Source organism: Actinoplanes sp. NPDC051343 (genome assembly GCF_044455125.1).
GTDB lineage: Bacteria > Actinomycetota > Actinomycetes > Mycobacteriales > Micromonosporaceae > Actinoplanes.
On the sequence record NZ_JBITEL010000015.1, the window covers coordinates 103,568 to 116,557 of the forward strand.

A 12,990-nucleotide genomic window follows, 5' to 3' on the forward strand; every position below is an offset into this window, starting at 1 on the left:
GCTTCCAACCGGCACGCTTTCCACAGGCACCGCTTTCCACAGGCACCGCAAGGACGGCTTTCCTCATGGTCTTTCCCCTGCTCGTGGTGACCGCGGTCGCCGCCGAGGCCGACGCCGTGCGCGCGGGTGCCGACGCCGGCCACGTGGTCGTCGAGCCTGTCGGGGTCGGACCGGCGGCGGCCGCCGCCGGGACCGCCCGGCTGCTCGCCACCGGCCGCTATCGAGCCGTCATCAGCGCCGGCATCGCCGGCGGCTTCCCCGGCCGCGCCCCGGTCGGCGCGACCGTGATCGGCGCCCGCAGCATCGCCGCCGACCTGGGCGCCGAATCGCCCGACGGCTTCCTGCCGATCGAAGAGCTAGGCTTCGGCCTCAGCCGCGTCGACGCCGACCCGGCACTGCTCAAGAACCTGACCTCGGCCCTGCCCGGCGCCATCGTCGGCGACGTGCTCACCCTGGCCACGGTCACCGGCACCGCGACAACCGCCGAGCAGCTCCGAAGCCGCTACCCGGCCGCGGTCGCCGAGGCCATGGAAGGCTTCGGCGTGGCCGTCGCCGCCGGTGACCTGCCCTTCGCCGAGCTGCGCGCGATCTCCAATCCGATCGGTCCCCGCGACCGCGCCGCCTGGCGGCTCAAAGAGGCGTTCGCCGCATTGTCCACAGCTTCCGAGGCTCTGTGGACAGCCTGTGGATAACCGGTTGTGGGATTACAGACAGGCGCCGCTACGGACGAACGGGGCCGGACGCGTTTAGCGTGAACAACGTGGCGCTTTCACTCGCGGTCTCCCCGTGCCCCAATGACACGTTCGTCTTCCACGCCCTCGTGCACGGGCTGATCCCCGCGGCCCCCGAGGTCAACCTGACGTTCGCCGACGTCGACGTCACCAACACGGCGGCCGAACGAGGCGAGTTCGACCTGGTCAAGGTGAGCTACGCGGCGCTGCCCTGGCTGATGGACGACTACGAGCTGTTGCCGACCGGCGGCGCGCTCGGCCGCGGCTGCGGGCCGCTCGTGCTGGCCCGCGACGGCAAACTCGACCTCACCGGCAAAACCGTCGCCGTGCCGGGTGACCGCACCACGGCCTACCTGCTCTTCCGCCTCTGGGCGGCGAAAACTCCGCCGGCCCGCATCGAGGTCGTTCCGTTCCACCAGATCATGCCGGGCGTGGCCGACGGCACCTACGACGCCGGCCTGGTCATTCACGAGGCCCGCTTCACCTACCAGCGCTACGACCTGGTCTCGCTGGCCGACCTCGGCGAGTGGTGGGAGGGCGACACCGGCCTGCCGATCCCGCTCGGCGCGATCCTGGCCCGGAAAGGCGTCGTCGACCCGACCGAGGCGACCGAGTGGATCCGCACCTCGGTGAGCATGGCCTGGGCCAACCCGGCCGCGAGCCGTGACTTCATCCTCGCGAACGCGCAGGAGATGGAGCCCGACGTCGTCGACCAGCACATCCAGCTGTACGTCAACGAGTTCACGCTCGAACTGGGCCGAGACGGACTCGCCGCCGCCGACGCCCTGCTCGGACGGGCGGCGGCGGCGGGCCTGACGCCGCCCATCAAGCCGTTTGTCTGAGCTTGCTGGCTGTATTTGCTGGCTGTATTTGCTGGCTGCGCTTCGCTCCGCGTACAAGCGCCTTTTTAGGTCGATGAGATGGGAGACGATTTCCTGTCACCCGCAAAACCGGCGGGCGTCAGGAAATCGGCTGCCATCTCATCGACAGGCGCTTGCTAAAACCTGTCACCTGACGACACGCGCTGGCTTTAACGTGCCACCTGTCGACACGCGCTGGCTTTAACGTGCCACCTGTCGACACGCGCTGGCTTTAACGTGCCACCTGTCGACACGCGCTGGCTTTAACGTGCCACCTGTCGAGGTCAAGCCCCTGGGAGTGGTGTAACGGCTGATCTTTCGAGTTGTTCTGGTTAGAAGGGGTGGTCGCCGGCTTGGCCGGTGACGGGTTCGCCGGTTTCGGGTCGCCATTGGTCGATGTCGTCGGGCCAGGGCGCGGGACGGCCGTCCTCGTCGAAGAAGCCGGTCTCGATGTTGTCGGTGTGCAGGGCGGCGTTGCGCCGTGCGCGTTCGGCGGGGTCGGGGATGGCGGGGTCGCCGGTCGGGTGGGTCATGCGGCGGTCTCCAGTTCGGGCTGGTCCGTGGTGGCGGCTGCGGCGGGTGTTTTGCGGGCGCGTTCGAGGACGTCGAGGGCGAAGTAGCGGCGGCCTTCGGTCCATTCGTCGTGCTGTTCGGCCAGGACCGCGCCGACGAGGCGGATGACGGCGTCGCGGTCGGGGAAGATACCGACGACGTCGGTGCGACGGCGGATCTCCTTGTTCAGACGTTCGTTCGGGTTGTTGGACCAGATCTGGCGCCAGATCTGCTGCGGGAAGCCGGTAAAAGCGAGCAGGTCGGCGCGGGCGTCATCGAGGTAGGCGGCCACCGTCGGCAGCGATCTGCCGGTCGAGTCGAGCAGCTTGCCGAACTGGGCGTGCACCGAGTCCGGGTCGGGCTGGTCGTAGACCGAATGAAGCATCGTCTTGACCGCCGGCCACGCCGACTTCGGACAGATCCCCATGAGGTTGGCCGCGAAGTGGGTGCGACATCTCTGCCAGCAGGCGCCGGGCAGGTTCGCAGCGATCGCGTCGACCAGACCGGCGTGAGCGTCACTGGTCACGAGCAGGACACCGGTCAGACCGCGGGCGACCAGGTCGGCGAAGAACGCGTTCCACGCCTGTTTCGTCTCGCTGGTGGCGACCTTGACGCCCAAGACCTCGCGGTGCCCGTCGGCGTTCACGCCGGTCGCCACGAGCACGACGGCGTTGACGACCCGGCCCTGCTCGCGGACCTTCATCGTCAGCGCGTCGGCGGCGACGAAGGTGAACGGCCCGGACTCGTGCAGTGGCCGGGTCCGGAACGCGTGGACCTGTTCGTCGAGGTCGGCGGCCATCCGGGAGACCTGCGCGTGGACCTGTTCGTCGAGGTCGGCGGCCATCCGGGAGACCTGCGACTTCGACAACGATGTGATCCCCAGACTCTGCACGAGCTTGTCCATCCGCCGAGTGGAGACGCCGAGCAAGCAGCAGGTCGCGACCACGCTGACCAGCGCTGCCTCGGCCCGCTTCCGGCGCTCCAGCAGCCATTCCGGGAAGTACGAGCCCGACCGCAGTTTCGGGATCGCCACGTCGATGGTGCCGATCCGGGTGTCGAGCTCGCGATGGCGGTAGCCGTTACGGGAGTTGACCCGCTCCGGGCTGGTCATGCCGTATTCGGCGCCGCACACCGCGTCGGCCTCGGCCGACAACAGCGAGTTGATGACGGTGGACAGCAGGTGCCGCATCAGATCCGGTGACGCGTCGCTCAGCGCTTGGCCGAGCAGACCGGCAGGGTCGATGATGTGTGGTGCGGTCATCGCGATAAAACCTTTCGAGAGTTCCGTGAGACGTTCGCTCGAAAGATCACGCGATGGCCGCGCTCTATGCCGGACGGGCTGTCCGACGATCACGCCAACCGCGTTACACCACTATCAGGGACTCCACTCCTGTCGACACGCGCTGCTTGAACTTGCCACCTGTCGACACGTGTTGGCTGTGGGCTGGGGGTTGGGGCTAGACCTCGAATTCGCCGGCTACCGCGTGGACCAGCTGCGCGATTTTTTGCGCTGTTTTCTTGTCGGGGTAGCGGCCTCGGGCGAGGCCCGGCTGCACCTGGGCCTCGAGCAGCTTGATCATGTCTTCGATCATGCCGTGCAGCTCATCGGCCGGACGGCGGCGCAACTCGGACAGCGACGGCGGCGCGTCGATCAGCTTGACGCCCATCGCCTGGGCGCCCTTGCGGCTGTCGACAACCCCGAACTCCATCCGCTGGCCCGTTTTCAGCTCGGCGACCCCCGCCGGCAACGCACCTTTGGGCAGGAACACGTCGCCGCCCTCATCGCTGGTGACGAACCCGAATCCCTTCGTCGCGTCGTACCACTTCACTCGTCCCGTGGGCACCGGTGACCTCAACTTCACTCAATGGAAACAACTGCTCACGGCAAGGCTACTTAAGCCGCGGTCTAAGACCCAACTGCAATCTCGCGCAGCAGCGCGGGCAGGCCGGTCAGGTCGGGCAGGACGTAGGCCGCCCCGGCCGTGCGCAGTTCGTCGGCCGTGCAGGGTCCGGTGGCGACGCCCACGCCGGGTACGTCCGCGGTGCGTGCGGCCACCATGTCGCCTACGTGATCACCCACGTACCAGCGCACGCCGTGCTCGACGAGCGCGGCGCCCTTGCCCTCGGCGAAGAGGTCACCGACCACCTCGTCGGCCACCAGGCCGAGGTGGTCGAGGTGCAGGTGGGCGAGCCGGCCCAGCTTCGACGTGACGATCACCACGCGGAGCCCGAGGGCGCGCACCGCCTCGAGCGCCTCGCGCGCGCCCGGCATGGGCACGGTCGGCTCGATCGCGTACTGCGCGGAGAGCTTCCGGTAGGTGGTCACCGCCTCTTCGACCCGGTCGGGCGGGAACCACTCGCCGATCTCGCGCCGCAGCGGCGGCCCCAGGCGGGAGACCGCGAGATCGGCGTCGACGTACACACCGGTCTGTGCGGTCAGCGCCTGGTAGGCCGCGCGAATACCCGGTCGGGAGTCGATCAGGGTCATGTCCAGATCGAAACCGACCGCAGGTGTCACGCCGGGGTGGACGAGATGTAGGTCAGGCTCTCGACCGGCAGCGGGAACGTCTGCTCGTCGCCGAAGGGTGATGGCGCCGCGGCCCGGTTGGACAGCAGCTCGGAGACGTCAAGGTGGCCCTTGACGTCCACCGGCTGGGTCTTCCGGTCTCCCGCGCCACCGCGAACGGCAGTGCCCGGGAGCTTGTTCTGTGCGGCCACAGCGATCCCCTTCACGAGTTCAAGTCGGGTCCGGCGGCGACCGGACACCTCATCATCGTCCCATGGCCAGTAGCGTTGAGAACGATGGCCACCACATTCGCCGATCAACTGCGGGCGCTCACCGACGAGGCCCTGGGCGCGCTCGTGCAGCTGCGCCCCGACCTCGTCGTGCCCTTGCCCGCGGACATCTCCGCGCTGGCGGTGCGCGCCCAGTCCCGCGGCTCGGTTGCCCGCTGCCTGGACACGCTGGACGAGTTCACCCTGCAGATCCTCGACGCGGCGCGGCTGAGCCGCGGCGTCGAGACCGCGTTGACCTCGGTCTCCGAGATTCTGGCGCTGGCGTCGGGGGCCGCACCGGATGACGTACGCGTCGCGATCGACCGCCTCCGCGTCCGGTTCCTGCTGCACGGCTCCGACGATGCGCTCCAGGTCACGGGTGCGGTCGACGAGGTCATGTCGCCATACCCGGCCCAGCTGGGACGTCCGGCCGACTTTCTCGACCCGCAGGCGGCCGCGCTGTGCGCCGACCGGGCGAAGCTCCGCCGTACGGTGATGGCCGCGCCGCCCGGCGCCCGGGCCGTCCTCGATCGGCTGGCCGCCGGGCCGCCGATCGGCGCGCTGAGCCTCCAGACGGCCGCCGAGCCGGTGCGCTGGCTGGTCGATCACCACGTGCTGGTGCCGATCTCGGACGCCGGTCGAGCGCCCCGAGCCGACGGCGAGTTGGTCGAGCTGCCCCGCGAGGTGGGCATGCTGCTGCGCCGCGACACCGGCCCGCTCGGTGTACTGCGGCCGTTCCCGCCGCTGCCCGACGGCCCGGTCCGCGACCCGAAGTCGGTCGACTCGGCCGGTGCCGGGCAGGTCATGGAGGCGGTCCGCAGCACCGAGGCGCTGCTCGAGGCTCTCGGGGCCGAGCCGGCCCCGATTCTGCGGGCCGGCGGTCTCGGCGTCCGCGATCTGAAGCGGCTGGCGCGGGCGGCCGGGCTGGACGAGCCGGTGGCGGCGCTGCTGCTCGAGGTGGCGTACGCGGCGGGCCTGGTCGGCGAGAGCGACGCGTCCGGCATCTCCCGCGCGGTCACGATCAGCCGGGCGGCCGGCGGGGTCGAGGAGATTTTCCTGCCGACCGGGGCTTACGACCTGTGGCGGGCGTTGAGCATCGCGCACCGCTGGGAGACGCTGGTGCGTTCGTGGCTGGTGATGACCCGGCAGCCGGGCCTGATCGGCCAGCGGGACGAGCGTGACCGCCCGATCAGCGCGCTGGCCCCCGAGGTCGAGCGTTCGGTCGCCGCGGAGGCGCGCCGCGACACCCTGCTCGTGCTGGCCGACCTGGCCCCGGGCACCGCTCCCCCGGCCGACGAGGTGCTGGGCCTGCTGACCTGGCAGGCACCGCGCCGGGCGCGTGGTCGGGAGGCGGCTCACCGGGACGCGCTGAGTGGGGCCGCCCTGCTCGGTGTCGTCGCGTTGGGAGCGATCACGTCGTACGCCAGGCTGCTGCTCGAGGATCCCGATCAGGGCGAGAGTGACCCGCTCGGGATCCGCCGCGGCCGGGCCCACCCGGTCAGCGAGGCGATCCGGGTGCTCGACGCCCAGTTGCCCGCCCCGGTCGATCACATCCTGGTGCAGGCCGACCTCTCGGTGGTGGTGCCGGGGCCGCCCGAGCCCGACCTGGCGACCGAGCTCGATGTCGTGGCGGAGCCCGAGTCGGCCGGCGGGGCGAGCGTGTTCCGGGTGACCGCGGCCAGCGTGCGCCGGGCGCTGGACGCCGGATATTCGGCCGCCGACCTGCACACCCTGTTCAAGCGGCGGTCGCGCACCCCGGTGCCGCAGACGCTCAGCTACATGATCGACGACGCCGCGCGCAAGCATGGCGGCCTGCGGTCGGGTTCGGCCGGTTCCTATCTGCGCGGCGACGACGAGGCGCTGATCGCCGAGGTGCTCACCGACAAGCGGCTGACCGGCCTGAGTCTGCGGCAGATCGCACCGACTGTTCTGGTCAGTCCGACACCGACCGCCCGGTTGCTGGGCGCGCTCCGGGATGCCGGTTTCGCCCCGGTCGCCGAGGACGCGGGCGGGGCGACCGTGCTCTCGCGCCCTAAGGTCCGGCGGGCTCCCACGCGTACGTCCGTCGCGGCGCGAGTGGCCGACCAGGCCGGACCGCCGGTCCTGGCCGGACCCCGTCTGGCGGGGGTGGTCGAGCAGATCCGTCGCGGAGACATCGCGACCCGCGCCGCCCGGCGCGCCCCGGTGGCCGTGCGGGCGGCGAACGGCCAGGGCGTGCCCGGTCTCTCCGCGGTGCAGCAGCACGGGCAGGCGATGGCCGTGCTCCAGCAGGCCGTGCGGGAAAAGGTCCGGGTCTGGGTCGGCTATGTCGACTCGCACGGCGCGACGCTGTCCCGGCTGGTCCGCCCGGTGTCGCTGAGCGCGGGCTACCTGCGGGCCGAGGACGAGCGCACCGAGACGCTGCACACGTTCGCCCTGCACCGGATCACGGCCGCTGTTCCGGAGGACTAGCAGCCCCCGGAAAGGGAGTAGGCTCGAATGTCGGTTTCGCAGCGAAAGGCGCGCAGGTGAGCGACGGACCACTGATCGTGCAGTCGGACAAAACCCTTCTCCTCGAGGTCGATCACCCGGACGCCCAGGCGTGCCGGATGGCGATCGCGCCGTTCGCCGAGCTGGAGCGCTCCCCCGAGCACGTGCACACCTATCGGCTGACCCCGCTCGGGCTGTGGAACGCGCGGGCCGCCGGGCACGACGCCGAGGGCGTGGTCGACTCGTTGATCAAGTTCTCGCGCTACCCGGTGCCGCACGCGCTGCTGGTCGACGTGGCCGACACGATGGACCGCTACGGCCGGCTCCAACTGGTCAACGACCCGACGCATGGCCTGGTCCTGCGCGGCCTCGACAAGATCGTACTGGTCGAGGTGGCGAAGTCGAAGAAGCTGGCCGGCATGCTCGGCGACCGCATCGACGACGAGACCATCGCGGTGCACCCGTCTGAGCGCGGCCGGCTCAAGCAGGCGCTGCTCAAGCTGGGCTGGCCGGCCGAAGACCTCGCCGGTTACGTCGACGGCGAGGCCCACGAGATCGAGCTGGCCGAGAACGGCTGGACGCTGCGGTCCTACCAGCAGGAGGCCGTCGACGGCTTCTGGGCCGGCGGCTCGGGCGTCGTCGTGCTGCCCTGTGGCGCCGGCAAGACGCTGGTCGGGGCGGCCGCGATGGCCACCGCGAAGGCCACGACGCTGATCCTGGTCACCAACACGGTGGCCGGGCGGCAGTGGAAGCGCGAGTTGGTCGCCCGCACGTCGCTGACCGAGGACGAGATCGGCGAATACTCGGGCGAGCGCAAGGAGATCCGTCCGGTCACCATCGCGACCTACCAGGTGCTGACCTCGCGCAAGGGCGGCGCGTTCACCCACCTCGACCTGTTCGGCGCCCGCGACTGGGGACTGGTCATCTACGACGAGGTCCACCTGCTGCCCGCGCCGATCTTCCGCTTCACCGCCGACCTGCAGGCCCGCCGCCGGCTCGGCCTGACGGCCACGCTCGTCCGGGAGGACGGCCGGGAGGGCGACGTCTTCTCGCTGATCGGCCCCAAGCGGTACGACGCACCGTGGAAGGACATCGAGGCCCAGGGCTGGATCGCGCCGGCCGAGTGCGTCGAGGTGCGGGTCACGCTGACCGACGCGGAACGCATGTCGTACGCCGTGACCGAGGCCGAGGAGCGCTACCGGGCCGCCGCGACCGCCCGCACCAAGCTGCCGGTCGTACGGGCGCTGATCGCCCGCCATGCCGGCGAGCAGACGCTGGTGATCGGCGCGTACATCGACCAGCTGCACGAGCTCGGCGAATACCTCGACGCCCCGATCATCCAGGGCGCCACGACCAACAAGGAGCGCGAGCGACTTTTCGATGCGTTCCGGGAAGGCTCGCTGAAGACGCTGGTGATCTCGAAGGTGGGCAACTTCTCGATCGACCTGCCCGAGGCAGCGGTGGCGATCCAGGTCTCCGGCACGTTCGGCTCGCGGCAGGAGGAGGCCCAGCGGCTCGGCCGGGTGCTGCGACCCAAGGCCGACGGCCGCCAGGCCCACTTCTACACGGTCGTGTCGCGCGACACGATCGACACCGAGTACGCCGCGCATCGGCAGCGCTTCCTGGCCGAGCAGGGCTACGCGTACACGATCGTCGACGCCGACGACGTGCTCGGCCCGCCGATCCCGCAGATCGACTAGCAGCGCCCGATCGACTAGCGGGGTCCCGGCACGGCGTGCATCGGCCGGGGCGGTCCGTCGTGGCTGGCCGTCGCGAAGAACGCGAGGAACCCGCAGACGAGCAGCACGACCACGAGGACACCGGCCGCGACGGCGTACGGGATCCAGTTCCGCTTCTGCGGTGGAGCCGGCCTCGGCGGCCGGGTGCCGGCTTCCTCGTACGCCGCGTTGGCCACCACTTCGGGGCTGCCCAGCTTCTCGAGCACCTCGATCAGCTCGCCCTCGGACTGGATGTTGCGTTCGGTGCGCTCGGTCGCGATGTGCGCGGCGAGGTCGGCCAGCAGTTCGCGGCGCTGCAGCACCGGCAGCCCGGTCAACCGCAGGTCGACCTCGTGCAGATACTCCGCGACGACGTCGGTGTTCTTGATCTTCATGCGACCTCACCGGTTCCCACGAGACGATCGACGGTCTGGCGAAACGAGACCCACTCGGCCCGGAAGTGCTCGAGCGCGGCCCGTCCGGCCGGGGTCAGGCCGTAGTAGCGGCGCGGCGGCCCGTTGGGCGACTCGACCCATTTGCTGTCGAGCCAGCCGCCGCGGCGTAGCCGGGACAACAGCGGATAGATCGTGCCCTCGGAGGCGGCCAGGGTGGGCTCGTCGCCGAGCCGGCGTACGAGCTCGTTGCCGTAGCGGTCCTCGCGTTCGACCAGCGCGAGCACGCAGAACTCGAGAGTGCCTCGGCGCAGGCTGGTCGACAGTGGCGCTGCATCTGCCATGCCGCACACAGTACCTTGCGACGCAAGGTACGGTCTACAGGCGGAAACGAGGCCAGCGGGCGGCGAAGATCAGGGACTGATTCGCGCCGTAGGCGGAGATCCCGACGGGGTCGGCAACGCGGCGCTCGGACTGACCGGCGCAGATGTAGCGGACCCAGGCGTAGGGGACTCGGACCTCAGGTGCTGCGCGGTGACGCCGCCGGCCCGGGCCCCGAGGGCCCGGCGAAGCCGTCGTTCCAGATCGGCGTCGGTCATCCTTCCCCCAGATAGTCCCGGAGCAGCGCCAGGGCCCGGTGCGCGGTCGACTTGACGGTGCCGGTCGACACTCGCAGCACGTCGGCGATCTCCCGCTCGGACAGCTCCGACCAGTAACGCAGCACCATCACCTGGCGCTGGCGGATGGTCAGCCGGCCCAGCGCGCCGATCACCTCGCGGTCACCCACGCCGAGCAGCGCCTCGTCCTCGGCCGCCGGAGCCGGGTCGCGGGACGGCGGCAGGTAGGCCCGGGCGATCCGGCGACGCCGCAGCACCGAGCGGGCCGCGTTCATCACCGCGGCCGTCAGGTACGCGTCCGGGTCGGTCAGGCCGTGCAGGACAGTCCCGTGCCGCCGGTGCAGCCGGGCGAACACGTCCTGCACGACGTCCTCGGCCGTGGGCAGGTCGTCGACCATGAGCACGGCGAGCCGGACCAGCCCGAGCCGGCGTGCCCGGAACAGCTCGTCGAGCGCCGGCGTCGCCGCCCGCGCGGGCACGGACGGGCTGGAGGAAGCCTGCCGTGCCCAACGCAGCTGCCACGGCGGCGCCGGCCAAACGAAGATCACAAACAGCCTCGTTACCTGGTGACGGGCAGCGCGCTCGCGGTCGGGCCCCCCGGAGAGGCGGCGGAGGACGCCGGGGCGGCGGTCGCACTGGCACCAGGGCCGGCGGGAGAAGCCGGGGCAGCGGTCGCACTGGCACTAGGGCCGGCGGGAGAAGCCGGAACCGGGACGGCGGTCGAGACGCTGGGGACCGGCCGCGGCTTCCCGGTTCCGGCGAAGGCGGCCGCCGACAGGCCGCCGGCCACGACTACCGCGACGGCTCCGAAGGTGACGACCAGGGCACGGGTGGATCTGCGCATGGGTTCTCCTGCGTGGAAGAGGAAACACTGTCGCAGGGATAGACGCCCGGGCCGCGATCCGGTTGGCTCTTCAGGTGTGATCCATCACACAGGCTGATCCATCACACAGGCAATGCCGGGCCGGGCGAGAGCAGGTCGGCGAGCAGGTCACCGTGCCGCTCCACCCGCTCGAGCACCTCGGCCGCGGTGAACTGCCGAGCCTCTTCCACGCCCGTCCCGATCGCCTCGACCTCGTCCCACGTCAGCGGCGTCGACGCCGTCGGCTGCTCCTGCGCCCGCAGCGAGTAGGGCGTCACCGTCGTCTTCGCCGCCGCGTTCTGACTCCAGTCGATGAAGATTTTGCCCGGCCGGACGGCCTTGGCCATCTTCGCGGTGATTCCGCTGGGGACTTTCGCCGCCAGCTCCTCGGCCACCTTTTTCGCGTACGCGCTGACGAGCTCCGAATCCTGCGACCCCGAGATCGGGCAGCACAGCTGCATGCCCTTCTTCCCGGACGTCTTCGGATAGGCCGCGATGCCGTCGGCCTCCAGCCGGTCCCGCATCAGCACCGCGACCGCGCAGCACTCCCGCAGCCCGGCCGGTGCGCCCGGGTCGAGGTCGACGACGAGCAGATCCGGGTCGGCGTCGATCTTCCACTGCGGGGTGTGCAGTTCCAGTGCGGCCAGGTTGGCCAGCCAGACCAGGGTGGCCAGGTCGTCGACGACCACGAAGTCGATCGTCTCGCGGCTCTTGGTCGAGCCGGGCACGGGCAGGGTCGCCAGGCGCACCCAGGACGGCGTGCCGCCGGGTTTGTTCTTCTCGAAGAAGTGGATGCCGTCGACGCCGTTGGGGAAGCGGATGCGGGTGACCGCGCGGCCGGCCAGGTGGGGAAGCATCACCGGGGCGATCCGGGTGTAGTAGTCGATCACCTCGCCCTTGGTGAAGCCGGCCGCCGGGTAGAGGACCTTGTCGAGGTTGGAGAGCTCCAGGTCGCGGCCGTCGATCGCGACCACGAAGCGTTCAGGAGCCATGGTCTTCCTCCTCGTAGGCGCATTCTTCCGGCGTCTTGTCATCACGCAACCGCAGGAACCGGGGGAAGCGCAACCGTCCGTCCGGCGTCCGGTTGCCGTAGCGCACCTCGACCACCAGCGAAGGGCTCACCCAGTGCGCGCCGCGGGAATCCTCGCGCGGCACTGCCCCGTCGGCAAACGGCGAGGCCCGGGTGGCCAGCGGCTGGAGCCGCGCCAGCAGTTCCTTCTCGGCCACCGCGCCGATGCCGCCGCCGACCCGCCCGCGGAACGCCAGCCCGTCCGGGGTCGGCACGCCGATCAGCAGGCCGCCCAGCTTGCGGGCGCCCGAGCGCCACCCGCCGATCACGTAGTCGCCGGTCCGATCGAACTTGACCTTGATCCATTCGGCTGAGCGGGCACCGGGCAGGTAGACCGAGTCGTTGCGCTTGGCGACCACGCCCTCGAGGCTGTTTTCCCGGGCCGCGTCGGCGGTGGCCGGCCCGTCGCCGAACGACGGCGGCACCATCCACCGCGGCCCGCCCAGGCCGAGTTCCTCCAGCCGCTCCCGCCGGGCCAGGTAGGGCAGGCCGGTGTAGTCGTCCCCGTCGTGATAGAGCAGGTCGAAGATCATGTACGTGACCGGCGCGGTCACCGCCAGCCGGGCCGCCCGGTTGTGATCCCGCACGTGCATGCGCTCGGCGAGGGCGGTGAAGGACGGCCGCCCGGCCGCGTCGAGCACCACCATCTCGCCGTCGAGCAGCGTGCCCTCGGGGAGGTGGAGATCGGCGATTTCCGGGTATGCGGCAGTAACCACCGCACCGGAGCGCGCGAACAGCTCGGGTGGACCTCCGGCGAACAGTGCGAGGACGCGTACTCCGTCCCACTTGAACTCGAAGCTCCATTCCGGGCCGACCGGCAGCGCACCGGCGGTGGCAAGCATCGGAGACAACGGCGCACCGGGCACCCGATCACCATAGGCAGGACGGAACACCTTACGCAGGCGTCTCAGTAATGCCATCCTGATCAGGGAAAACTAACGGCGG

Annotated in this window: 14 protein-coding genes; 4 read left to right on the plus strand and 10 right to left on the minus strand. The window is 70.6% G+C overall.

Annotation, left to right across the window (positions count from 1 at the left end):
• Nucleotides 1-65 precede the first annotated feature (65 nt).
• Together ACIA5C_RS38845 and ACIA5C_RS38850 are read left to right on the plus strand one after the other, a co-directional pair.
• Nucleotides 66-692 (plus strand): futalosine hydrolase, encoded by a 627-nt coding sequence (locus ACIA5C_RS38845; RefSeq protein ID WP_396064274.1) that lies wholly within the window; start codon nucleotides 66-68, stop codon nucleotides 690-692.
• Between the two features lie 68 nt (nucleotides 693-760).
• On the plus strand, nucleotides 761-1,573 hold the full coding sequence (locus ACIA5C_RS38850) for a 1,4-dihydroxy-6-naphthoate synthase (protein WP_396064277.1): 813 nt from the start codon (nucleotides 761-763) through the stop codon (nucleotides 1,571-1,573).
• A 350-nt stretch (nucleotides 1,574-1,923) separates the two neighbouring features.
• On the opposite strand, the gene ACIA5C_RS38855 is transcribed toward ACIA5C_RS38850, so the two are convergent.
• From ACIA5C_RS38855 to ACIA5C_RS38875, 5 genes are all read right to left on the minus strand, one after another.
• Nucleotides 1,924-2,124 (minus strand): hypothetical protein, encoded by a 201-nt coding sequence (locus ACIA5C_RS38855; protein WP_396064279.1) that lies wholly within the window; start codon nucleotides 2,122-2,124, stop codon nucleotides 1,924-1,926.
• Nucleotides 2,121-3,404: an IS256 family transposase gene (locus tag ACIA5C_RS38860; RefSeq protein WP_396064281.1), complete on the minus strand. Its 1,284-nt coding sequence runs from the start codon at nucleotides 3,402-3,404 to the stop codon at nucleotides 2,121-2,123. Before ACIA5C_RS38860 ends, ACIA5C_RS38855 begins: the two co-directional genes overlap by 4 nt.
• Before the next feature lie 196 nt (nucleotides 3,405-3,600).
• Nucleotides 3,601-3,987, minus strand: a complete 387-nt coding sequence (locus tag ACIA5C_RS38865; protein ID WP_396064648.1) for a cold-shock protein — start codon at nucleotides 3,985-3,987, stop codon at nucleotides 3,601-3,603.
• Nucleotides 3,988-4,049: 62 nt separating this feature from the next.
• Nucleotides 4,050-4,661 carry an HAD family hydrolase gene (locus ACIA5C_RS38870; RefSeq protein ID WP_396064283.1) on the minus strand — a complete coding sequence of 204 codons (612 nt, stop codon included), beginning with the start codon at nucleotides 4,659-4,661 and terminating at the stop codon, nucleotides 4,050-4,052.
• Nucleotides 4,658-4,876: a hypothetical protein gene (locus ACIA5C_RS38875; protein ID WP_396064285.1), complete on the minus strand. Its 219-nt coding sequence runs from the start codon at nucleotides 4,874-4,876 to the stop codon at nucleotides 4,658-4,660. The genes ACIA5C_RS38870 and ACIA5C_RS38875 overlap by 4 nt, the downstream gene beginning before the upstream one ends.
• Before the next feature lie 69 nt (nucleotides 4,877-4,945).
• On the opposite strand from ACIA5C_RS38875, the gene ACIA5C_RS38880 reads away from it, so the two are divergent.
• On the plus strand, nucleotides 4,946-7,369 hold the full coding sequence (locus tag ACIA5C_RS38880) for a helicase-associated domain-containing protein (protein WP_396064287.1): 2,424 nt from the start codon (nucleotides 4,946-4,948) through the stop codon (nucleotides 7,367-7,369).
• A gap of 56 nt (nucleotides 7,370-7,425) precedes the next feature.
• Nucleotides 7,426-9,087 carry a DNA repair helicase XPB gene (locus ACIA5C_RS38885; RefSeq protein ID WP_396064289.1) on the plus strand — a complete coding sequence of 554 codons (1,662 nt, stop codon included), beginning with the start codon at nucleotides 7,426-7,428 and terminating at the stop codon, nucleotides 9,085-9,087.
• Between the two features lie 14 nt (nucleotides 9,088-9,101).
• Here ACIA5C_RS38885 and ACIA5C_RS38890 read toward each other — a convergent pair whose 3' ends face one another.
• From ACIA5C_RS38890 to ligD (ACIA5C_RS38910), 5 genes are all read right to left on the minus strand, one after another.
• Nucleotides 9,102-9,500: an HAAS signaling domain-containing protein gene (locus ACIA5C_RS38890; RefSeq protein ID WP_396064291.1), complete on the minus strand. Its 399-nt coding sequence runs from the start codon at nucleotides 9,498-9,500 to the stop codon at nucleotides 9,102-9,104.
• Nucleotides 9,497-9,841 carry a PadR family transcriptional regulator gene (locus tag ACIA5C_RS38895; protein ID WP_396064293.1) on the minus strand — a complete coding sequence of 115 codons (345 nt, stop codon included), beginning with the start codon at nucleotides 9,839-9,841 and terminating at the stop codon, nucleotides 9,497-9,499. The genes ACIA5C_RS38890 and ACIA5C_RS38895 overlap by 4 nt, the downstream gene beginning before the upstream one ends.
• Before the next feature lie 251 nt (nucleotides 9,842-10,092).
• Nucleotides 10,093-10,662, minus strand: coding sequence for an RNA polymerase sigma factor (locus ACIA5C_RS38900; RefSeq protein WP_396064295.1), 570 nt, complete (start codon nucleotides 10,660-10,662; stop codon nucleotides 10,093-10,095).
• 397 nt (nucleotides 10,663-11,059) lie between these two features.
• A complete protein-coding gene (gene ligD / locus ACIA5C_RS38905; RefSeq protein WP_396064297.1) occupies nucleotides 11,060-11,968 on the minus strand; it encodes a non-homologous end-joining DNA ligase in 909 nt (302 codons plus the stop codon).
• Complete coding sequence (ligD, locus tag ACIA5C_RS38910; protein WP_396064299.1) at nucleotides 11,958-12,911, minus strand: non-homologous end-joining DNA ligase; 954 nt, start codon at nucleotides 12,909-12,911, stop codon at nucleotides 11,958-11,960. The genes ligD (ACIA5C_RS38905) and ligD (ACIA5C_RS38910) overlap by 11 nt, the downstream gene beginning before the upstream one ends.
• Between the last annotated feature and the right edge of the window lie 79 nt (nucleotides 12,912-12,990).